The following is a 22,176-nucleotide window of genomic DNA, read 5'->3' on the forward strand; positions in this document are numbered from 1 at the left end:
GGCGTTCCCGTCCAACACCCGCAGGCAGGAGACGGTCACCTCATGAGGAAACTCCAAAATCGCGACGTACATCACATTCGAATGATGGTACGCGCGTCGTGGCATTGATCTTCATCGTTGGAAGATCAAGACGCAGTCAACGCCGCCCGTGGAACGGGCGACGTTGCAGTGAAACGCAGCAGTGGCCGCAGCCTGGGCTGCCTTACTCGTACTGGATGGTGAAGGTGGCCTGGCCGTTCGCGACACCCGCACCCACCGTGCCGGCCTGGGTCTGCACGTAACGGGCGCGCAGCGGCAGCGCCATGACGCTGGTCCCCGGCGCGGTGGTGCCCACGTTGATGGTCTGGCCGAAGCGGACTTCGCGCTCGGTGGTGCCGTCACGCTGGACCATCTGGATGCCGATGCGGGTGGCGCTGTTGCTGGCGGCGCTCAGCTTCAGCACGCCCGGCATGTTCGAGCTGTCCTGGTCGGCATCGAGGCGGATGCCGATCTTGCTCTGGTACTGGGCAACATTGCTGCCCTGGCAGTTCAGGCGGATCTCGAAATCACGATTGACCGCCTTGGAACCGACACCGGTGAAGCTGGTGTTGGGCACGCTGCCGAAATCGACGGCGATGTTGCGGCTGCCGGCCTGCACTTCGCAGGTCGGGCTGACCACGGTGGTGCCCGAGCCCTTGAAGGTCGAGGTCAGCACGGGGCGGCCAGGGCCATCGCCGTCGAAGTAGTACGTGGTGAAGCGGCCATTCGGCGCGATCACACCGGAACCGGTCTGCGCGGCAGTCTTGATCAGCTGGATGCGGAAGCGACCGCCGTTCAGCGTGACGGTCGTGTAACCGAAGGGAATCGAGTGCGGGTAATAGACCTGGAACGACCCTGCATCGCGGAAAAGCTTGATGCCGACGCCGGGGACATCAGTTTCAAAGGTGTCCGCAAAACCAGCAACCGGGCGCTTCTGTGCCGCGTTGACGTACTCGCCGATCGAACGGCCACCGTTCCAGTCGCAGCTGGCCACACGGTCGCGCTGGGTGATCGACTCGCTGATTTCCTTGATCACCCCGCCCACCGGTGTGCTGGGCAGGATCACGATCTGGCCCATGTCCATGGTGACGTCCTGGGCCGTGAACCAGCTGGAGCTGATCCGGCACGCAGCGCTGGCCTGCTGCGCCAGCAACACACCACCGAGCACGGCCACGGCAGCCAGCGCCTTGCGGCCTCGGGAAGAAATCATCGGCATGCTGCCTCCAGCGGGATGAAGCCGGTCTTGGACGCATCGGCGCCCGCCGGAACCTGGTAATCGACGGTGCAGCGCTGGTCGGCGCCGGCGCCCCACTCCACCAGCAGGCGGCCCTGGTTCTTTTCGCTGCGCACATACAGGCGGCCGCCCTGGCTGACCATGCCCACCGGCTGGCCCTGCTCGTCCTTGACCTGCGCACCGAACGGCATGGTGCGGCCATCCGGGTTGCGCACCTGGATCAGCAGCGCGTTGCCCTTGCGGGTATCGAAGCGCAGGTAGCTGATGGCACCGGCGAACGGCGCGATCGCCTGGCTGGTGCTTTCCAGCTCGACGTCGTGGGCCATGCCCTGCGGGTCGAGGGTGACGGTGTTGAGGCGGTACGGCGACACGTACGGCACCACGGCGTAGCCGCGGCCATCGACACGCAGGCCCGGGGCGTTGCTGACGATCGCATCGCGCGCGCCCGGTGCTTCCACCAGCACCATGGTGTCGCCACGCTGCGGGGTGAAGGTGAAACCACCCGGATGCACGACCACGCTGCCATTGGCACCCACCGAAGCCTGACGGAAGTCACGCGAGTGGCTGTAGCTGGCGTTCAATGCGGAATAGCGGCTGCGGTATTCGACGTTGCCGATCGCGGTGGTGCTGCCCTCGCGGGAATCGGACAGGGCCGCGCCATAGCTGAAGTTGTTGTCGACACCAGCCGAACCGGTGATGCCAACGCGGCTGTTGTCGTAGCCCCCGCGGTCGCGCACGCCGAGATCAGCACTGAACGACACCGGGTGGGTACCACGGCCCAGCGGCACGCTCATCGACAGCAGGTACTGGGTATCCGAGCGACCGAGTACGCCCTCTTCGGTGCGCAGCGCCGAGAAGCCGTAGTTCACCGAACGCCAGGCGTTGTTGTAGCCGACCTGGTACTGCTTGGAGGTGCCGGAACGGTCGTAGAAGTCGCGCACCGAGCCGGTCACGTACAGCGCGCCGCCACGACGGCCCAACGGCTGGTTCAGGGTCACCTGGAACTGGCTGCGCTGGCGGCCACGGGTGGTCGGATCGATGCCGCGCTTGTCCGAATCACGGCCGTACAGCGCATCCTGCAGGCTGTAGAAGCCTTCGGTCGAATAGCGGTAGGCGGCCAGGGTCAGGTTGGTCCCGGTCTCGCCGATCATGTTGCTGTAGCTCAAGCGCACGCTGGCACCGGTGTGGTTGCCGTAGTGGTCGAACGTCGTACGGGCGTGGGTGACGTCGGCGGCAAACGCGCCAACCGGCGTGGACAGGCCGACGCCGTACAGCAGCGACAGGTAGCCATCACTCAGTGCACTGCCGCCGTACAGCGTCAGCTGGTTGCCGATGCCGCGCTGGTAAGTGCCCTGCACCAGCCACGGCTCATCGGCCAGCAGCTTGTTGCGCACCTGGCCGGCGGTCAGCGAGTAACGCGACACGCCTTCGCGCAGCATCTGCGGCACCGAACCGAACGGCACCTTGAATTCGCGGCGACGGCCATCGGCTTCGATCACGCTCACTTCCAGATCGCCGCCGTAACCGGTCGGGTACAGGTCGTCGATGACGAAGCTGCCCGGAGACACCGTGGAGGAGTAGATCAGCTGCTCGTTCTGGCGCACTTCCACCCGCGCATTGGTCTCGGCAATACCGCGCACGACCGGCGCGTAGCCGCGCAGCGAATCGGGCAGCATGCGGTCGTCGCTGGCCAGGCTGGCACCGCGGTAGCCGATCGAATCGAACAGTTCACCGGTGGTGTAGGCCTCACCGATGGTGAGCATGCCGCGCACCTGCGGGATGCCGCGCTGCGCATAGGTGGCGATGCTCTGCCAATGGCGGCCGTCACCCTCGGTCCAGGTCAGGTTGGAGTCGTGGCGGAACTGCCAGCCACCCAGGTTCAGGCCGGCGTTGAGGCCGAGGTAGGCGCTGCGGTTGCGCTGGCCACCTTCGACACGGCTGTCGCTGTCGATGGCATTGAAGCTGTAGCCGACGAAGCCGGCATTGATGCCACGGTCCCACAGCGCCGGGTTGACGTAGCCACGCGCCTCGCGGCGCAGGAACACCTGCGGGATGCTCAGGTCGTAGCGCAGGTTGCCGCTGTCATAGACACCATAGGCATTGGCCATGCGCTGCTGGACCGGCACGCAGCTGGTCTTGTCGGTGGGCACGGACGGATCCTGCTGCAGCAGCACGGCCTCGCTGTCCACGCCCATTTCTTCCAGCATCGGCAGCGGCAGGCAGGCGTCGACACGGCCCTGCGCATCGGCCTTGAACTGCAGATCGCGACGGCCCTGCCAGGCACCGTTGACGTACACGTCGACACGATAGTTGCCGGCCACCATCGGGTTGCCGTTGCTGAAGGCCGCCAGGTCGACCTGCTTGGCCTGGCCAGACAGGAAGCTGGAGTTGAACTGGGCCGATTCCGGTGCACGCGCATTGGCCGCACCACTCTGCGCCATCAGCGCCTGTTCGCCGAGATTGGCCGGAGCAGCCAGCGCCCATCCTGGGCAGGCCACGCCAGCAACCAACAGGCAAAGCGCCTGATGGATCGACAATGTCAATCTGTTTCCGATCACACTGACATTCCTTCAATTCGCCGCACAGCGGCGGTGGCGGGATGCGCAGGCCAGGGGCCGGCGCGGCGCGTTCAGCCCCCGGTGCTGCCGAGGCGGATGGTGTGTTCCACCCGGCCGCCGTAGTCGTTGATGGTGATGAAGCGGACCTGGTCGGTGCCCGCCGGTGCGGCGAACTCCAGGCTCTGCTTCGGCGCGACCATCGCGCCCTTGTCCTCGACGGCCTTTTCACTGCTGCCGGTCACGGCATGTACTTCGGCCAGAGTGACGTGGAAGGGGCTCGGGTTTTCCACCCGCAGGCGGTCGCCATTGCGGGTCCAGCGCAGCGCTGCCGGTGCATCGTTGGCGACGCCCTTCAGGCCCTGCGGCCGGTAGAAAAGCTTCAGGCGCGAACGAAACGCGACCTGCAGGTAATTCTGTTCGCCGCTGTCAGCGTTGTCCGGGGACGGCGGCACATCCAGCACGTTGAGCCAGAACACCGACTCGCGGTCGGTCGGCAACTGCGCGCCGGAGAAGATCAGTCGCAGCGCCTGGCTGCGGCCCGGCTCGACACGCGCGATCGGCGGCGTCAGTACGAACGGGGCATCGCTGGTATCGGCGGTCTGGTTGGCGTCGCCGCTGTCGATCCAGGCCTGCACCAGCGCCGGCGAATCGCCCACGTTGTCGACCTGCACGGTGACTTCGCGCGCCTGCGCCGGATAGATCACTCGCGTGCCATTGACCACCACGCCGGCCAGAGCGTTCTGGCAGAAGGGCAGCGTGAACGCTGCCAGCAGCAGCGCCCGGGGAAAGAATGCTTTCATCGGAAGTACTACGCTCGAGGTATGTGGCCAGGGGCCGCGATGCACTGGCCGGCGCGTACGCCGGCCAGTGCGGGTACGGCTACGATCAGTTGTAGATGATCGTGTACTTGACGCTGCTGGTGACGTCGCCCGGGGTGGCGGCGGCAGTGGCGTAGTACTCAGCGTAGTAGTTCAGGTCGGCCGAGCCGTCGGTGCCGACGGTGACCCACTGCGAGTTGGTCTGGGCCAGGCCAGCGCCTGCAGCCTTGATCGGCAGGACCTGGTTGTTCGAGCCCAGCAGCTGCAGCTGCACGTTGGTGGCAGCGTTGGCCGAGGCCTGGTTCAGCAGGCGGCCGGTGTTGAAGTCAACGGTCGAACCCGGCTCGAAGTAGGTCGCGACGTTGCCGGCGCTGCACTTGGTCAGGTTGATGGCGAACGGGGTACGACCGGCAACGGCACCGGCGGTGGCCAGGGTGTTCTTGGACACGGTCGGCAGGTTGACGGCGAAGTCCTTGCCGCCCGGGGTCGAGATGGTGCAGGTCTTGTCGGTCACCTTGCCGTTGAAGGTGATGGTGCCGTCGGCGGCGTTGGCGGCCAGCGGAGCGGCGGCCAGCATCAGAGCGGCAATGAGGTTGATCTTGTGCATTCGCTTTTACCTAACCCTACTGAAGAGATGAGAAGTAGAGGAGGAAGCAAGGAGCACTGCCGGGCTATCAAGACCCATCCTTGCGTCTCACCTGTGGCCGGACTCGGACATACCTTCCCCTGAATCCGTGACGCAAGTATAGGCACAACTGTGATGAAAGTCTCATTATTTTTCTGAACGCCAATTCATTGACGCCTCAAATGTGACGTGTTAGGCGAAATCATGATTGGGGGAGCGCAAGGAATTTGACGGTGGCCGGATCAGGCCACAAACGACCCTGCATGACGCACCTGGTGGCGCATTCGGCATGCGCGTAAACAGGCCTTTTTAAGGCGGAAATCACCTTATTTGATGCGCATCACTCTTTGTTGGTGATGGCCCTAGCAGATTCGGAATCGTCCTATTAAAGACGGATCGAACCTGTCGCTAACTAGGACACACCGAACCAGAGAACGTGTCATGAGAACCTCCCTTCTGCTGTGCGTGGCCCTGATGTCCGTCAGTGCGCTGGCCCAAGCCAGCAGCGGCAGCATTCGTTTCAGCGGCCGTATCGCCGAGCCGGGCTGCATGACCAACCTGTCCCAGGGCGAGCTGAGCCTGGCGGCCTGCCCGCCGTCGGCCAAGGGCTCGACGGTGGCTGTGACGGCGCTGGCCGATGGCCAAGCCGCGACGCTGCGCGACGGCAAGCGCCAGGGGCAGAAGCTGTCGGTGTCGGCCAGCGCGATGCGCGCCGGCGATATCGCCTTCTCCGAGCGCTACAGCGTGCAGGCTTCGAAGCAGCAGCCGCTGCAGGGTGCCTACCTGGTGGTGGTCGACTACCTGTAAGCCGACGTGTTTATGCCGGCGGCAGCTCGAAGACCTGGCGCAGGTAGGCCAGGTAGCCGGGGTCGTCGCACATGCTCTTGCCCGGCGAATCGCTGAGCTTGGCCACCGGCTGGCCGTTGCAGCGGACCATCTTGATCACGATGTTCAGCGGCGTCGGACCCAGATCATTGGTCAGGTGGGTGCCGACGCCGAACGCGACCTGGCAGCGACCACGGAAGTAGTCGTACAGGCGCATGACCTTGGCGATGTCGAGCCCATCGCTGAACACCAGCACCTTGCTGCGCGGATCGACGCGGCGCTGCTGGAAGTGCGCCAGCATGCGGTCGCCCCAGTCGAACGGATCGCCCGAATCGTGGCGGACACCGTCGAACAGCTTGCAGAAGTACATATCGAAGTCGCGCAGGAACGCATCCAGGCCGACCACGTCGGACAGCGCGATACCTAGGTCGCCGCGATACTCGCGTGCCCACGATTCCAGCGCCGCCACCTGCGAGTCACGCAGGCGTGGGCCCAGCGCCTGGAAGGCCTGCAGATACTCATGGGCCATGGTGCCGTGCGGGGTCATGCCATACAGGCGGGCGAAGTGCACGTTGCTGGTGCCGACCAGCTGCGGGCCCAGTGCATCGCGCAGCAGCGGCAGCAGGCGCGCGTGCCAGTCGCGCGAGTAGCGGCGACGGCTGCCGTAGTCGGCGATGCGGCACTGTTCGAAACCGGGGGTATCGCGCAGCAGCGCGGCCTTGGCCTGCAGGCGGCGCTCGCCTTCGGCGAAGTCGGCGGTGGTGGTGTTGCGGAACCAGACTTCGTTGATGATCGCCAGCAGCGGCACTTCGAACAGGATGGTGTGCAGCCACGGGCCGGTGATGTCCAGTTCGATCTCGCCAGGCACGGCCTTCGACGCGCGCAGCTGGATGTACTTGCGGTCGAGGTGGAACAGGCCGAGGAAATCGGCGAAGTCGGGCTTCACGAAGCGCAGGCCACGCATGTAATCCAGCTCCGCGTCGCTGAAACGCAGGCTGCACAGGTGGTCGATCTCTTCGTCGATCTGGTCGATGTAATGGGCCAGGTCGATGCCGGGCGTGCGGCACTTGAACCGGTACTGCACCTGGGCACCGGGGTGCTGGTGGAGCACCGCCTGCATCATGGTGAACTTGTACAGGTCGGTGTCGAGCAGGGACTGGATGATAGGCATGGGGCGGATTATGCGCCCAGCAGGGTGAACCGGGGGCGCGGCCAGTGGATCCACACCATGCGTGGATGACCCTATCCATGCAGCCGAGCGTGGGCTCGGCTCTACAACGACCTGCGCAGCAGGCGCGGCACCAGCATCAGGGCGTGCGCCCAGATCGCGCCCCACACCGCCACGCGCACCGGCAGCGAACGCTGACTGGCCTCGAACTTCCGGAAATAGCGCCACAGGCCCCGGTGCTTGTGCCATTCCACGAAGAACGGCCGTGAGCGGCTGGAGACACCGCGCACATGGGTGACCTGCAGGTCGTTGGCGATCGCCACCACCGCGCCAGCCTCACGTGCGCGCCGGCACAAGTCCAGGTCTTCGGCGTGCAGGCGATAGCCGGCGTCCCAGCCACCGATGCGGTCGAACAGCGCACGCGGCATCAGCAGCAGCGCGCCAGACAACGCCGGCACCCGCTGCAGCGCCTGCTGCGGATCGCGCGGGACCGACAGCTTCGAGCCTTTGCCGGGCGAACGCAGCATCAACAGGAAATCCGGATCACGACGGCGCACGGCCTCGTCGGCATGGCCATGCTCGTCCAGCTGTTCGACACCCAGCAGGCAATCCCCCAACCGTTCGGCACGGCTGCGCAGCTCGGCCAGAGTATCGGGCTCGACCATCAGGTCCGGGTTGATGAAGGCCAGCCACGGGCTGTGCGAATCGGCCACCCCCTGATTGTTTGCGGCGGCAAAGCCGGGATTGTCCGGATTGCCGACAAAACGCACGCGCGGGTCGTGGCTGGCATGGCGCTGCACGATATCCAGCGTGCCATCCATCGAGCCGTTGTCGATCACCCGGATTTCGGCCACGTCCCGCGCCTGGCACAGACGGGAGAGACAGGCATCGATGGTGCTGCCGCTCTGGTAGGTGACGACGATGGCGGCGATGGCAACATTCAAACGGGTGGCTCCGGCGCGGAAGGAACGAACAGGTCGCCCTGTTCCTTCGGCATTATCGCCTGCCGCATGCGCTGCTGCAGGTCGGCACGCAGCCCGTGCAGCGGGTCGTGCATCAGGAAGTCCGCCAACCGAGGCACCCAGCCCGGCCAGCGCGCAGCCAGCGCTTCAAGATCGCCGTCACGGCTGACCGCCTCCCCCGCCCGGCTGACGAAGGCGGTCTCGCACAGCACGTTGCGCCATCCCAGGCCGGCCATGCGTAGGCTCAGGTCCACCAGCGCCGCGTTCCAGCCGGCGTAGCTGTCCACGTCCAGGCCCCCGGCACGTCGACGCGCGTTGCCCCGCACCAGCACCGCATGGGTGACTGCGGACGGCAGCTCGGGGTGCAGGGTTGGCAATGTGGCACAGGTATGCGCCAGCAGGGCCGGATCATGGGGTTCGGGATTGATTTCGCCCAGCCGTGGCCACGCAGCGGTTTCGCCGGCATTGCACCACGGGGTTGCGGTGGCGATGGCGGCATCGCGGGCGAAGGTGTCCTGCAGCTGCTGCAGCCAGCCTGGCGCGGGCACGCTGTCCGGTGCCAGCACCGCCACGTCCATGCCATCGCAGGCGCGCAACATCTCGTCCAGGTGGGCCACCTCGCCCAGCGGCCGCGCGCGGCGGGTGTACTCGGCCTGCAGTGGCGTATGCGCCAACCAGTGTTCCACCACCGCCTGCGCGCGCGGCCCGGTCTGCGCATCGTCCGCCAACCAGACCGCGGTGCCCGGCGCGGTGCCGGCATCCAGTGCGGCCAGGCAGCGGTCGAGCGCGGCATCGTCCACGCACAGCGGCAACAACACGATCGCCCCCATCCCGCCTCCGTGGTTGTCGTTAGCCACAGCCTAGCACCGGGAGGGTATCGGCCGGGTTGCACCGGCACCCGCTTCAGGCCAGGGCAACAGCAACAGCCGAAGCAAGAGCTGGGTTCCTGGGGTTGGCGGGGTGGGTCCGGTTGCGGGGGACGCTGCAAGTCCCCCTTCCGGGGCCCGGCCCAGCCGCTGGCGGCTGGGCCGGCCTGTGGGTTTACGGCGTGTCCTGCCAACCCACACCGCCCCGCCACCCCTCAGTAAACCCGCTGTTGCTGTTGCTGTTGCTCCAGCTCCGGCCTCTGCGGGTACCGGGCGCAGCCCGGCCGCAAACCCCCTTACTTCTTTGCGCGCGGCTGGTTCAGCGGCTCCATCGCACGGAAGCGCTGGCTGTACTCGTCGGTCAGATTCCGCGCTTCCTGCCCGTTGCGCACGATGCTCGGGGTCAGCAGCACGATCACCTCCGAACGGCGGCTGGTGCGGCTCTTCTGCCCGAACAGCGCGCCGACCACCGGAATCCGGCTCAGGCCGGGAATGCCGCTGCTGCCATCGGTGGCCGAATCGGTGATCAGGCCGGCCAGCATGATGGTGTCGCCGCTCTGCACCGCCGCTTCGGTCGACAGCTTCTTGGTGGAAATCCGCGGGTTGCAGTTGCGCTCGGTCGGATTGCAGTTGTCGGGCACGTTCGAGGCGCTGCTCACTTCCTGCACGATATCGAGGAACACCGTGCCATCGCGGGTTACGCGCGGGCGCACCTTCAGGATCACGCCGGTGTCGATGTACTGCACAGAGCTGTAGGTGCCGGTGCCGATACCGGTGTTGACCGTGGTGGTGTTGATCGGCACCTTGTCGCCCACGTTGAGCGTGGCCTCGGCGTTGTTGCGCACGAACACCGAGGGGGTCTGCAGCAGGCGTACATCGGTGACCTTGTCCAGCGCGCTCACCACCGCCGCACCATTGTGGCCGGTGAATGCCCAGCCCAGGCCTTCGCCACCGGTCGCGGCACCGGCGAAGCTGCTCCAGGAGCCACCCGCTGCTGCCGGCAGGGTCACGCCGCCCAATGCTCCCGTCAGTGCACGCCCGGCCACGGCATTGTCGAAGAACCAGTTCACGCCGTACTTCAGGTCACCATCCAGCGACACCTCGGCCACCTGGGCTTCGATGTGCACCTGCAGCGGCATCACGTCCAGCTTCTCGATCACCTCGCGAATCGAGCGCCAGGCCTGCGGGGTCGAACGCACCAGCAGGGTATTGGTCTCCTCCACCGCCGACACGCCCACGCGATCGCCTTCCACTTCCAGGCTGACGCTGACGTTGCCGGACTGGCGCTGCGGCAGGTTCATGCTGCCGTTGCCGGCACCGCTGGAACCACTGCCCGGGGTCGAACCGAAACTGCTGCTGTTGTTGCTGTCCATGCCGCGCTCGCCATCGCTGCCCAGCTGCGATGGAATCGCGCCGGGTGCCAGCGATGCCGGGCTGGAGCCGCCACGATTGCCGCTGCTGGCGAAGGCTTCACTGAGGCGCTCGGCCAGGTCGCGCGCCTTGATGTAGCGCAGCTCGTAGGAGAACAGGCGGGCGCTGCCACCGGCGGTATCGATACGGTCCAGCCACTGCTGGATCTGGTCCAGGTAACGCACCTGCGGGGTGATCACCAGCACGGCGTTGGCGTTTTCCAGCGGCAGGAAGCGGAACATGCCGGCGCTGGGGGTCTTGCTCTCCTCGCCGAACACCTTCTCCAGGTCGGCAGCGACCTGCTCGGCCTTGCCCGACTGGATCGGGAACACGCCCACCGACATGCCCGACAGCCAGTCGACGTCGAAGATCTCGACGGTGCGCATGTAGTTTTCCAGCTCGGCGCGGGTACCGCCCAGGGTGATCACGTTGCGGCCGCTGTCGACGTTGACGATCGCATTGGGCCGCGCATAAGGCTCCAGCACCTTCTTCATCTCGGTGGCGGAGATGAACTGCAGCGGGATCACCCGTACCTCGAAGCCACGCGCACTGGCTGCAGGCGCCGTGCTCGGCGCAACCGTACCGGCCAGCGCCTGGTCGGCAGCGACGATGTTGTAGCGGCCACCGCTGTAGACCATGCGGGCGTTGTTCCAGCCCAGCACCATCTCCAGCAGGTTCAACGCCTGCGCCGGCGACACCGGCTTGGGCGTGGCCAGGGTCACCGTGCCCTGCACGCCCGGTGCGATCACGTAGTTCTGGCCCAGCATGTCACCGAGGATGGCCTTGACCACCGCGTGCACCGACTCGCCTTCGAAATTGAAGGTTGCTTCACCGGTGCTGGCGCCATGCAGCGCCGGAGCCGGTGCACGTGCTGCTTCGCGGTTGATCATGGTGCCGGTGCCACGGCGGATCACCGCCTGCGGAGCGCCCTGGGCGTCACGGGCAGCATCTGCTGCGACATCAGCTGCCTGGCCGGCCTCGGCAGTCGGCGACAGATTGCCCTTGCGCTGCACATGCGGCGCGGACACGGTGCTGCAGCCGACCAGCAGCGCGAGGGCAAAGGACCAGGGAAGAAAACGCAGGCTCATGCATTCACTCTATCGGTTGGTGCCATCGCCCGGGGGCTGCGACGGTTGTTGCTGCTGTTGTTGCTGCAGCTGGCGGCGACGGGCCTGGATGCGTTCGCGGATGGCCTGCATCTGCGCTTCGCTGGGGCCATTGGTGTTGGCAGGAGGTGCCGCGGCGGCGGCTGATGGCACGCTGCTGGCGGGCTGCGGCTGCGCGGTTGCGGTTGCAGCAGCCGGAGGTGGGGATGGCATCGGCGGTGCGCCCGCCGGCGGTGGCACAACGACCGCACCCGCCGGCGGCGCGCCATTGGCACCCCGCAGTACGGTGGGCGGCTCGCCGCCCTGGCCATTGAACACGGCCAGTTCCAGCACCTGGCTGCCGCCTGGGCCGATCACCGTGGCCTGGCGCGGCGCAAGCCCCACAAGTTGCCAGCCGTCCACCGCTTCGCCGTTGAGGCGCAGCCGCAGCGAACGGTTCTGTTCGGTGGTGAAGGTGGCCATGCCGAAGTCGCCGGTCAGCAGCACGCCGGTCAGGCGCAGCGCGGCGCTGGCGGCCGGCTCGCTGCCACCGAGCAGGTAGGGCTTCGGCCTGCGGTCCTCGGCGAACAGCGGTCGCTCACCGATCGCGCTGTAGCTGTCGGCGCTGGGCATGCGTTCTGCGGCCAACGGCGGCAGCACCGGCAGCGAAGGCACCGCATCGGCATCGCCATCCGCACCTGGCAACTGGCTACCCAGACCGAAGCCGGTGGCCAGCCAGACCGCCGCAGCCCAACCGGCCAGGGCCAGCAGGAAACCGGTGCGCAGGCTGATCTGCTCAAGTTTCATCAGCGACCTCCTGTCCCTCGACCGGCGCCGCCGGTGCGGGGGCGGGTGGCGCTGAAGCCGGCTGCGGCGCGGACACCGGTTCGGCGGCAGGCGTCGGCGCACTGCCATCGGCAGCAGCCCCCGGCAGCAGGTAACCAGCCAGTTCGAATGACACATCCAGGCCGAGCCCGGATTCATTCGGCGACTGCTGGAAGCGCTGCGCGATCAGGTTGAGGTTGTCGACGAACAGGCGCGGGCTGCCGGTCTCCAGGCTGTGCAGCACCGTGGCCAGTTCGGCCACGCCACAGCGCAGGCGCACCTGCATGGCGACGCGCACGAACTCGGCGTCGCGGCGGTTGTCGGTGAGCGGCGTGCGGTTGCTGATGGTGCAGCTGCGGTTGCCCGGGCTGGCCATCGCCACCGCATCCTGCAGCTTCGCGCCGAGCGCAGCGGCTGCAGCCTCGGCGGTGGCCTCGCGCAGGAAGCCCGGCCGCTGCTGCAGTGCCTCGCGGGTGGCACGCAGGCGCTGCTCGATCTGCGGCTGCTGCTGCAGCTGCGCCTGCACGCGCTGCTCGCGCTCGCGCAGGGCGGCGACATCAGCATCGATTTCGCGCAGCGGCCGGGTGAACCAGGGGTGCACCAGCAGCAGGTAGGCCAGGCCCAGCACTGCCAGCAACAGTGCCAGTGCCAGCCAGCGGTCACGGCGTGCGCTTGGCATCGGCATCGGCCGCCTCCCGGTTCGGGGCTACCGCCGGCAACGGCTGCAGTTCAGCGGTCATGGTGAAGCGGTCGCGGCCACTGGCGGCGCCATCGGCCTGCAGTACGCCGGTCAGGTTGACCTTGCGCCACTGCGGCGCATCCTGCAGCAGCTGCACCAGCTGCGAGGCCTCGCGGCTCAGGCCGATCAGCTGCAGGTTGTTGTTCTCGATGGCCAGTTTTTCCAGGTACGTTCCCTCCGGCAGGCGCCGGGTCAGTTCGTTCCAGATCTCCACCGTACCCGCGCGCTGGCCGCGCTGCTTTTCGAGGAACACGGCACCGTCGATCAGCGCCTGCAGCTGGGCACGTTCGCTGGCCACGCCACGTGCACTGCGCGCGCTGCGCTCCACCTGGGCACGCAGTTCGTCGGCTGCCGCGCGGCGATTGTCCAGCACCTGCAGGCCAGACAGCACCAGCATCACCACCGCGGCCACGGCCAGCAGAAGGTTCCAGCGCCGCATCGGGTCGGCCTGCAGCTGACGCTGCGCGGGCGGCAGCAGGTTCACCTGCAGGATGTTGCCCTGCGCGTCAATGGCATCGACACCGGACAGTGCATCGGCCCATTGGCCCACGTTGCTGCGCCAGGCCTCGAGCTGCCGCAACGGCCAGGCCACCAGTTCGACCTGCAGCTGGCCCTCGCCCGCCGCGCCACGTTCACGCACGTCATAGCTGACCTGGCTGGATTCAAAAGGCGTCTGCCGGTCGATCTCGAAACCGACCACCGCACGCAGGCGGTCAGCCGCCGCCGCCGGCAGGCGCAGCTGCCGGCGCAGCACATCGCTTGCCGGCAGCAGCCACACCCGCGGCAAGCTGCGCAGGCGGGCTTCCAGCACGCGATCCAGTTCGGCCGGGGACAGCGGCCACGGCAGCCGTACGACCGGTTCGCGGCGCTCCCCCGCCTCACGCCAGACCTGAAGGTGGTCGCCTTCGCGCTGCAGCAGCAGGCGCGCCTGTGCCCAGCCCAGTGCCCACTGCCAACGTGCCGGCACCCAGGCCAGCAGCGATTGCCGCCACCAGCGCAGGAAACGGCCGGCGCCAGGGCCGATCCGGCCCTGTACCTGCCGCACACTGTCCTGCCATGCCGTCATCTTGCTGTCATTCCCTGCTCCCAGCGAAGCACTGTGTAGGACCGCCCGGGAACCCCGCCCGAGCCATTGCGTACCACTGCCTGCAACACCGACCGGCGTCCACTGCCGTCGGTTGCACGAGACTCGATACTATAGGTGCCGCTGCTGCTGGCAAGCGTTGTCGCACCGCCAGCGGTATCTGCGTCACGCTCCTGCTGTGCGCGCTGCGCCAGCACGGTATCCGCATCCAGGCCCAGCGCGGTCAGCACCGGCGCGCTGGCAAACTGGGGATCCGGGCGCGCCTGGCGGCTGTACAGGGTCAGGTGCGGCAGCATGGCCTGGTACAGCGGGCCGCGCATGCCGAGTATCCGCTGCAGCTCGCCAAGCGTCTCGAAACGCTTGTTGCGGGGGCCATAGGGCAGGCCTGCGGCGGCATAGTCGGGCGCTTCGGCACCGCCGCCGGGCTGCAGCAGGCTGTCCTCGTCGCGCCAGTCGACGATCGCGCCGGCCAGCTGGCGGGCCTGCGCTTCGTCTTCACCCAGCGCCTTGAGGAAGGCGCTCAGCAGGGCCACGTCGGCCAGGTTCAGGTTGATCTTGCCGTTCTCGTCCAGCACCTTGATCTCGATGCTGGCGTCATCGAACTGCCAACGATAGACACGGCCATCGGCGCGCCAGGGCGCCCGCTGCGGATCGGCGGACAGGCGCGTCAGCGCGTACTCAAGTCCCGCCCGTGCACGCTCCTGGCCACGCGCATCATCATCCAGCACCCGCTGCTGCAGGTGCTCGACCCGCGCGCTCAACGCGAACGCGCCCACCAACGCCGTCATCAGGGCGATCAGCCACAGGACCAGTACCAGCGCCGCGCCGTGCGCCCGGCTCATCGCGCTCCTCCACTGCCGCCCGCGCGCGGAGCGACCACCAGTGCAGGCCAGGGAGCGCCCTTGGCGGGCACGATCTGGATCTCCACCAGCATCGGCAGGCGCCGGGTGTCATCCCAGCGCGGCGTCCAATCAGTCACCTGCCCGGTGCTGGCATCGATGCCGCGATAGCGTAGTTGCACCGACTTGAGGTTCTCCACCAGCACCTCCGGTGGGCGCGGCGGAGTTTCGGCGATGCGCTCGCCCTCCTGCAGCAGCACCAGGTCGAGCAGGAGGCGTTGCTGGCCGCTGCGGCCATCCACCTGCAGTGCATGCAGGTAGGCACCACCACGGCCCAGATAGCCCGGTAGATCGGCCGCGAACAGCATGCGTTGCTCTTCGCCCTGGAAGAAGATCGGTTCGCGGGTGGGATCGGGCACTTCCAGCGGCGTGCGCAGCGCACCGGCCAGCTGGCGCCGCAGCAGAGCCTCGACCGCACGCATGCGTTCGCTCTCGGCGGCAATCTGCTCGCCACGCTGGCTCACCGCCATCGCCGAGCGCACGCTGGCAAAGGCCAACGCCAGGCCACCGGCCAACAGCACCGTGGCCAACATCACTTCCACCAGGGTAAAGCCTGCGGCGCGTCGCTTCATCGCGCGCTCTCCAGGTCCGGCGGCAGCAGGCGCAGGCTGCGCCAGCGCAGTTGTTCGCGTTCGCCTTCGCCCCAGCGCACCTGAAGCTGCAGCTCGGCCAGCCAGGGAGCCCCCGGCGATTGCGCCTGTGCCTGTACCGCGTTGGCGGCACGCGGCTCGACCCATGGCTGTACCTGCAGCTCCCAATGGTATCGGCCCTGTTCCCAGTCGCCCTGCTGGCTGCCCACCTGCAATGGCGCGGCGACACCGGCTTCGGCCAGCAGCGATTGCGCATGCAGCACCGCACGCGTGCGCAGCTCGGCCTCTCGGACCTGTTTCGCGCCACCTGACAGGCTGCCCAGAAGCAGCGTCAGCGCCAGGCCCAGCAAGGCGAAGGCGATGATCACTTCCAGCAACGTAAAACCACGCGCCTGCCGCTTCATGGCGCCTGCCACGGGCCGGAGCGGACCTCGCCGGTCAGCCAGCCGACATCGATGCGCCATTCGGCGCCCTCACGTTGCAGGCGGATGCGGCCACCACTGGAGCCACCATCGGGATGGAACTCGATCACGCCCTGCCCCGGCGCGGTGGCCAGCTGCGCGGCACCTTCGAACTGCACCTGCAGCTGCGTCGGCACATCGCCCTGCCGCTGGTTGGCCCCCTGCCAACGGCGACGCGCCGGTTCGATCACGAAGCGCTGCGGCTCACCGCGCGCGATGGCCTGGGCGCGCACCATGCGCAGCTGGTTGGCGATGTCCTTGCCGGCGCTGCGCAGCTGCATGCCGGCAAAGCCGCGCGACAGACCCGCGGCGGTGATCAGGCCGATCGCGGCGATCAGCGCGATCACCAGCAGCATTTCCAGCAGCGACAGGCCCGCTGCGCGCCTGCCGTGCAGGCGCGGGCGAGGCAGCCGGCGCGGCAGGAAATGCGTCATGCCCGGTTACGGCTGGTAGCGGATGTCAGCGTCGACGCTGCTGCCGCCGGCCTTGCCGTCCTTGCCCAGGCTGATCAGTTCATACGGCTGGCCTTCGCCCGGCGCGCGGTACTCCAGCGCGTGGCCCCACGGGTCATTCAGGTCGGCCGGCTTGGCGTACGGGCCCAGCCAGCCGCCGACACCTGCCGGTGCGGTCACCAGATCGTTGAGCGAGCCAGGCAGCTTGCCGGTATCGATCTGGTAGTTGTCGACCTTGGAGGCAACGGTCTGCACCTGGGCCTTGGCGATGTTCGCCTTGCCACGGTCGGCACCGCCCAGCACGCGGCTGGCGACCAGGGTCAGCACCGCGCCGATCAGCACGATGACGATGATGATCTCCAGCAGGCTCATGCCCGACTGGTTGCGCGCGGCAGTGAAGGAAAGGCGGATCGGTCGACGGGAAGCAATCATGGTCGGTCCTTTCAGTTGCGGAGTGTCGGGGTTGCGTAGGGAGCCATCGTCAGCCGATGGCATTGGTCAGGTCGTACAACGGCACCAGCACGGCCACGATCACCGCACCGACCACCGAGGCCAGCACCAGGGTGATCGCCGGCACCATCGCGGCCAACAGGCGGTCGATGCGACGGGCGCTGTCCTGTTCAAACGTGTCGGCAGCTTTCAGCAGCATGGTATCGAGGGCACCGGATTCCTCGCCGACCTGGATCATCTGCAGGGCCAGGCGTGGGAAACGCTTGCCGCGTGACAGTGCCAGCGACAGGCCGGCACCGTTCTTCACTTCGTCGGCGGCCGCTTCCACATCAGCGGCCAGCGCGCGGTTGACCAGCACGTTGCGTGCGATGCCCAGCGCCCCGAGCAGCGGCACGCCATTGCGCAGCAGGGTGCCCAGCGTGCGCGCCAGCCGCGCGGTTTCCAGTTCGGCCAGCAGGCGGCCGATGCCGCGACGCTGCAGCAGCCATCCATCCAGCGCCAGCCGGAACGCCGGTTGCCGTACCTTGCGTTCGAAGAACAATGCCAGCAGTGCGGGCACCACCAGCAGCAGCACCCACCAGTCGCGCACGAACAGGCCCAGCTGCAGTACCGCATTGGTGAACCACGGCAGCGCCACGTCCAGGCTTTCGTACATCTGCGCGAACTGTGGCACCACGTAACCGAGCAGGAACAGCAGCGCACCGCCCACCACCACCAGCAGGATGGCCGGATAGACCAGTGCGTTGATCACCTTGCCCTGCAGCGCGCGGCTGCGTTCGAGGTAGTCGGCCAGCCGCTGCAGGGTCTCGTGCAGGCTGCCACCCGCCTCGCCGGCACGCACCATGTTCACGTACAGGCGCGAGAACAGGCCGTGCTGGCGCTCCAGCGCGGTCGACAGCGGCGCACCGCCGCGCACCACGTCGCGGATGTCGGTGATCGCACGCCGCGAGCGTTCGTCTTCCGGAAGACCGAGCAGGATCGACAGTGCACGGTCCAGCGGCTGGCCGGCACCAAGCAGGGTCGCCAGCTGCTGGGTGAACTGCAGCAGCCCCGCGCCCTGCAACGGGCGCTGGCGCAGCAGCGTGCGCCAGCTGCTGCCGCCGACCACGCCGCCGTCGGCCAGCTGGGTCTCCATCGGCAGGTGGCCCTGATCCTGCAGGCGCGCGACCAGTTCGGCCTCGCTGGCGGCTTCCATCTGCCCGTCGAAGATCTCGCCGTGCGAATTGAGCGCTTTGTAGCGGTAGTTCGGCATGTCAGCCCCGGCGTCCTGCGCGCATCAGCTTTCCTCGGTCACGCGCAGCACTTCCTCGATGGTGGTCTGGCCGCTGAGTGCTTTGGCCAGGCCATCCTCGTACATGGTGCGCATGCCGGCTTCACGGGCGATGCGTTCGATCTCGCCCATGCCATCGCGGCGCATCACCGCACGCCGCAGCGCGTCGTTCATCACCAGGAATTCCATGATGGTGGTGCGGCCCAGGTAACCAGTCGGCGCCAGTGCCGAGGGCTTCGGGCGGTATAGATGGATCGGCCCTTCCGGCTGCAGGCGGCGCAGCTCGAAACGCTCGATCTCCTCCGGCGAGGCTTCATAGCGCTCGGCGTGGGTCGGCTCCAGCCGACGCACCAGGCGCTGGGCCAGGATGCCGTTGATGGTGGACGTGAGTAGATAGTCCTCCACGCCCATGTCGAGCAGGCGGGTGATGCCGCCGGCCGCATTGTTGGTGTGCAGGGTGGACAGCACCAGGTGGCCGGTCAGCGCCGACTGGATCGCGATGCGCGCGGTTTCCAGGTCGCGCATTTCGCCGATCATGATGATGTCCGGGTCCTGGCGCACGATGCTGCGCAGTGCGTTGGCGAAGTCCAGGCCGATCTGCGGCTTGGCCTGGATCTGGTTGATGCCCTCGATCTGGTACTCGACCGGATCTTCCACCGTGATGATCTTGACGTCGGCGGTGTTGAGCTGGCTCAGCGCGGTGTACAGCGTGGTGGTCTTGCCCGAACCGGTCGGGCCTGTGACCAGCAGGATGCCGTGCGGTTGTTCCAGCACTTTGCGGAACTGCGGCAGGAACGCATCGGTGAAGCCGAGACGATGGAAATCGAACACCACCGTTTCGCGGTCGAGCAGGCGCATCACCACGCTTTCGCCGTGCGCGGTCGGCACCGTGCTCACGCGCAGGTCCAGCTCCTTGCCCTGCACGCGCAGCATGATGCGGCCGTCCTGCGGCAGGCGGCGCTCGGCGATGTTGAGGCGGGCCATGATCTTGATGCGGCTGATCACCGCTGCGGTGAGGTTGGCCGGCGGGCTTTCGCCTTCCACCAGCACGCCGTCGACGCGGTAACGCACCTTCAGCCGGCTTTCGAACGGCTCGACGTGGATGTCCGAAGCGCGCAGTTCCACCGCACGCTGGATCACCAGGTTGACCAGGCGGATCACCGGCGCTTCCGAGGCCAGGTCGCGCAGGTGCTCGATATCGTCGACCGCGCCGCCCTCGCCGTCTGCGGTTTCAACAATCGCGCCCATCGCGCTGCGGCCCTGGCCGAACCAGCGCTCGACCAGATCATCGATCTCCGCACGCATGCCCAGCACCGGGGTCACCGGTACGCCAAGTGCCAGCTGCACAGCCTGCTGCGGATAGGGATCGTGGGCATCGGCCAGCCACAGCCGTACACCCTGTTCATCCAGCGCCAGCGGGCATACATGGAACTGTTTGAGGAAACGCAGGGACAGCGGCAGGCCCTCGGCCAGACCCTGGGGCGGTGAATCCGGCAGCTGCTTGCCATCCAGCAGCGGCAGGCCCAGCACCTCGGCGCTGGCCTGCGCCTGGTCACGTTCGGACACCAGCCCCAGCCGCACCAGCAGGCCAAGCAGGCTGCCGCCGGCCTCCGCGTGCAGCGGCCGTGCCCGTGCAAGATCGCTCTCCTTGAGGCGGCCACGCGCCAACAACGCATCCAGGATGCGGCCTTCAGCGTCGTCGGCAGCGGTTGCAGCAAGGGCGTTCACGTGACTCTCCTGTCAATCGGCTCGACTTTAGCAGTTACGTCGTGATTTCCGTCGCCCCGCCGCCCGCTTTCGTAAAAAGACGAAGCCCGTCACATGCGGGTGACGGGCTTCGGCCATTCAACTACCGCACTGCGCGCTTACTGCGTGGCGAGAATGCTCACACCGCTGTAAGCCGCCTCGCCCACCACCTTGATGTAGTAGGTGCCGGCAGTCGGTGCCGTCACCCGCACCGTTTCCGAGGTGCCCGGACGGGTCGAGCGCGCATCGTTGTCGGTGGCACTCGGCTCGCGGCCCTTGGCCAGGTAGACCGACACGTTGCCGGTGCCACCATAGGTGATGATGCTGAGCTGCTTGCCTGCCGCGGCTTCGAAGCTGTAAAGCACGCTGCTGCCGGCGGCACCACTCAACCCGCCGATGGCCACCTTGTTGGTCAGCGGCTTGGCCACCGGCCCGCAGTTCTCGGTGCACGGCTCTTCCAGGGCCTTGTCCAGCGCGGCCTTGGCATCGACGATGCCGGTACCGATCGGGGTGGCGGACGGAATGCTGACCGGGAACGGACGTGCCGTTTCCTTCAGCAGGGTACGCATGCCCGCCGGCGCGAGCGGGTCGCGGTTGGCGGCGATCAGCGCGCTCTGCACCAGCGCGGCGACGGCAGCCACATGCGGTGCCGCCATCGACGTGCCGGCCTTGCCGCCAAGGGTGTAACCCTCGGTGGAACCGGCTGCCGGCGGCGACGTCTTGCTGCTGGACACCGCCTGCCAGACATAGCCGTTCGGATTGCCGTCGGTGACGCCACCGCCCGGGCCGGACAGATCGATGCGGGTACCGAAGTTGGAGTAGTAGGCCATGGCGCCGGTGATGCCGGTCGCGCCGACCGAGACCACGCCATCGCAGTTGGCCGGGCGGGCGTTGGCGACATTCATCGAGTCGTTGCCGGCTGCCACCACCACCAGGGTACCGCGGTTGGTGGCACCGGTGATGGCCGCCTGGTAGGCCGGATCGCAGCTGCCGGAGCCGCCCAGGCTCATGTTGATGATCTCGGCCGGATTCTGGTTGGCAGGGATGCCGGCCACGGTACCGCCCGAGGCCCAGGTGATGGCGTCGGTGATGTCCGACAGGGTGCCACCGCAGTAGCCGAGCACGCGCACCGGCAACACCTTGGCCTTGTAGGCCAGGCCGGCGGTATGCAGGCCGTTGTTGGTGGCCTCGGCGATGGTGCCGGTCACATGGGTACCGTGCCAGCTGCTGTCGCGTACCGGCGAACCGTCGTAGCAGGCATTGGCGGTGGGCATCCAGTCACCGTAGTCGAGTGCACCCGGCACGCGGCCATCGGCGGCACGACGCGAGCGGCTGGCCTGGCTGATGAAGTCGTAGCCCTCCAGCAGGGTGCCGGCGGCGAAATCCGGGTGCTCGGGCAGGATGCCGGTATCGAGCACGGCCACCACGATGCCCTCGCCCTGCGAGACGTCCCATGCGGCCGGTGCGTTCACGCCACCGACCGGGTTGTGGAAGTGCCAGTTGTGGCTCTGGTAGTACGGATCGTTGGGCACGAAGCTGGGCGACGCATCGGACTTCGCGACGGCGTCCGCACGCGGCGACGACGCGGCATCGATCGGATACATGATGGCGTCGGCCACCGCATATTCGACGGTCGGGTCAGCCTTCAGTTCGCCCAGCACCTTGTCCAGTTCGGCGCGCGCGATCCCTCCCTGCAGGCGGATCAGATCGGCACCGATGCCCAGCTTGCGGGCCACCTGCGGGCGCAGCGCGGCACTGCGCGCAGCCGCGTTGGTACCTGCCGGCACGGCGCGGGCGATGGCCGAGTTGACCACGGCCAGCTTGGCGTTCGCATCGGCAGCTGCGGCGCTGCCAGCGCGGTACTTCACGATGATGCCATCCACCTGCTGCGTCTTCGGGCCGGACAACGGCGCATTTGCTTTCAGGTCGGCGGCCTGTGCCAGGCCAACACCGGTCAGCGACAGCACGGCGGCTGCCAACACATTGATGCGAAGGTTCTGCTTCTTGATCACGTCGAATTCCTCTTCTGGGTCATGGATCGAACCAACACTGCGGCCATCATTCCTTGACGACTCCCGGCCGGCCCAGCCG

At 67.4% G+C, this 22,176-nt stretch carries 20 protein-coding genes; 1 reads left to right on the forward strand and 19 read right to left on the reverse strand.

Annotated features, from left to right (window positions below):
* Positions 1 to 202 precede the first annotated feature (202 nt).
* The 4 genes from AC5P9L_RS00415 to AC5P9L_RS00430 all read right to left on the reverse strand — a co-directional run bounded on the left by AC5P9L_RS00415 (position 203) and on the right by AC5P9L_RS00430 (position 5,235).
* Positions 203 to 1,234 (reverse strand): fimbrial protein, encoded by a 1,032-nt coding sequence (locus tag AC5P9L_RS00415; protein ID WP_262101890.1) that lies wholly within the window; start codon positions 1,232 to 1,234, stop codon positions 203 to 205.
* On the reverse strand, positions 1,225 to 3,789 hold the full coding sequence (locus AC5P9L_RS00420) for a fimbria/pilus outer membrane usher protein (protein WP_315974382.1): 2,565 nt from the start codon (positions 3,787 to 3,789) through the stop codon (positions 1,225 to 1,227). The genes AC5P9L_RS00415 and AC5P9L_RS00420 overlap by 10 nt, the downstream gene beginning before the upstream one ends.
* A gap of 92 nt (positions 3,790 to 3,881) precedes the next feature.
* On the reverse strand, positions 3,882 to 4,610 hold the full coding sequence (locus AC5P9L_RS00425) for a fimbrial biogenesis chaperone (protein ID WP_005408039.1): 729 nt from the start codon (positions 4,608 to 4,610) through the stop codon (positions 3,882 to 3,884).
* Between the two features lie 85 nt (positions 4,611 to 4,695).
* Positions 4,696 to 5,235: a fimbrial protein gene (locus AC5P9L_RS00430; RefSeq protein ID WP_005408038.1), complete on the reverse strand. Its 540-nt coding sequence runs from the start codon at positions 5,233 to 5,235 to the stop codon at positions 4,696 to 4,698.
* 459 nt (positions 5,236 to 5,694) lie between these two features.
* Between AC5P9L_RS00430 and AC5P9L_RS00435 the strand changes: the two genes are divergently transcribed.
* Complete coding sequence (locus AC5P9L_RS00435) at positions 5,695 to 6,060, forward strand: hypothetical protein (protein WP_005408037.1); 366 nt, start codon at positions 5,695 to 5,697, stop codon at positions 6,058 to 6,060.
* 10 nt (positions 6,061 to 6,070) lie between these two features.
* Here AC5P9L_RS00435 and pncB read toward each other — a convergent pair whose 3' ends face one another.
* The 15 genes from pncB to AC5P9L_RS00510 form a co-directional block, all read right to left on the reverse strand.
* A complete protein-coding gene (gene pncB / locus AC5P9L_RS00440) occupies positions 6,071 to 7,249 on the reverse strand; it encodes a nicotinate phosphoribosyltransferase (protein ID WP_088436097.1) in 1,179 nt (392 codons plus the stop codon).
* Between the two features lie 101 nt (positions 7,250 to 7,350).
* Positions 7,351 to 8,190: a glycosyltransferase family 2 protein gene (locus AC5P9L_RS00445; protein WP_262094960.1), complete on the reverse strand. Its 840-nt coding sequence runs from the start codon at positions 8,188 to 8,190 to the stop codon at positions 7,351 to 7,353.
* Complete coding sequence (locus tag AC5P9L_RS00450; protein WP_005412209.1) at positions 8,187 to 9,038, reverse strand: glycosyltransferase family 2 protein; 852 nt, start codon at positions 9,036 to 9,038, stop codon at positions 8,187 to 8,189. Before AC5P9L_RS00450 ends, AC5P9L_RS00445 begins: the two co-directional genes overlap by 4 nt.
* Before the next feature lie 332 nt (positions 9,039 to 9,370).
* Positions 9,371 to 11,572 carry a type II secretion system secretin GspD gene (gspD, locus tag AC5P9L_RS00455; RefSeq protein ID WP_005408033.1) on the reverse strand — a complete coding sequence of 734 codons (2,202 nt, stop codon included), beginning with the start codon at positions 11,570 to 11,572 and terminating at the stop codon, positions 9,371 to 9,373.
* A 9-nt stretch (positions 11,573 to 11,581) separates the two neighbouring features.
* A complete protein-coding gene (locus AC5P9L_RS00460) occupies positions 11,582 to 12,376 on the reverse strand; it encodes a type II secretion system protein, XpsN-like (RefSeq protein ID WP_279915556.1) in 795 nt (264 codons plus the stop codon).
* The gene (gene gspM, locus AC5P9L_RS00465) at positions 12,366 to 13,079 is read right to left on the reverse strand and encodes a type II secretion system protein GspM (protein ID WP_062607829.1); all 714 of its coding nucleotides are present in this window, start codon (positions 13,077 to 13,079) and stop codon (positions 12,366 to 12,368) included. The genes AC5P9L_RS00460 and gspM overlap by 11 nt, the downstream gene beginning before the upstream one ends.
* A complete protein-coding gene (locus AC5P9L_RS00470) occupies positions 13,054 to 14,199 on the reverse strand; it encodes a PilN domain-containing protein (protein ID WP_279915555.1) in 1,146 nt (381 codons plus the stop codon). Before AC5P9L_RS00470 ends, gspM begins: the two co-directional genes overlap by 26 nt.
* A complete protein-coding gene (locus AC5P9L_RS00475) occupies positions 14,196 to 15,059 on the reverse strand; it encodes a type II secretion system minor pseudopilin (protein ID WP_049461009.1) in 864 nt (287 codons plus the stop codon). Before AC5P9L_RS00475 ends, AC5P9L_RS00470 begins: the two co-directional genes overlap by 4 nt.
* Positions 15,056 to 15,688 carry a type II secretion system protein J gene (locus AC5P9L_RS00480; protein ID WP_005412204.1) on the reverse strand — a complete coding sequence of 211 codons (633 nt, stop codon included), beginning with the start codon at positions 15,686 to 15,688 and terminating at the stop codon, positions 15,056 to 15,058. The genes AC5P9L_RS00475 and AC5P9L_RS00480 overlap by 4 nt, the downstream gene beginning before the upstream one ends.
* Positions 15,685 to 16,110 carry a type II secretion system protein XpsI gene (gene xpsI, locus AC5P9L_RS00485; RefSeq protein ID WP_005408027.1) on the reverse strand — a complete coding sequence of 142 codons (426 nt, stop codon included), beginning with the start codon at positions 16,108 to 16,110 and terminating at the stop codon, positions 15,685 to 15,687. Before xpsI ends, AC5P9L_RS00480 begins: the two co-directional genes overlap by 4 nt.
* Complete coding sequence (gene xpsH / locus AC5P9L_RS00490; RefSeq protein ID WP_005412202.1) at positions 16,107 to 16,601, reverse strand: type II secretion system protein XpsH; 495 nt, start codon at positions 16,599 to 16,601, stop codon at positions 16,107 to 16,109. The genes xpsI and xpsH overlap by 4 nt, the downstream gene beginning before the upstream one ends.
* Positions 16,602 to 16,607: 6 nt before the next feature.
* A complete protein-coding gene (gspG, locus tag AC5P9L_RS00495; RefSeq protein ID WP_004142831.1) occupies positions 16,608 to 17,051 on the reverse strand; it encodes a type II secretion system major pseudopilin GspG in 444 nt (147 codons plus the stop codon).
* 49 nt (positions 17,052 to 17,100) lie between these two features.
* The gene (gene xpsF, locus AC5P9L_RS00500) at positions 17,101 to 18,321 is read right to left on the reverse strand and encodes a type II secretion system protein XpsF (protein ID WP_114619157.1); all 1,221 of its coding nucleotides are present in this window, start codon (positions 18,319 to 18,321) and stop codon (positions 17,101 to 17,103) included.
* A gap of 24 nt (positions 18,322 to 18,345) precedes the next feature.
* The gene (gene gspE / locus AC5P9L_RS00505; RefSeq protein WP_005408024.1) at positions 18,346 to 20,067 is read right to left on the reverse strand and encodes a type II secretion system ATPase GspE; all 1,722 of its coding nucleotides are present in this window, start codon (positions 20,065 to 20,067) and stop codon (positions 18,346 to 18,348) included.
* Positions 20,068 to 20,204: 137 nt separating this feature from the next.
* A complete protein-coding gene (locus AC5P9L_RS00510; RefSeq protein WP_111196639.1) occupies positions 20,205 to 22,097 on the reverse strand; it encodes a S8 family serine peptidase in 1,893 nt (630 codons plus the stop codon).
* Between the last annotated feature and the right edge of the window lie 79 nt (positions 22,098 to 22,176).

Source organism: Stenotrophomonas sp. YJH_SMC_64, assembly GCF_059371375.1.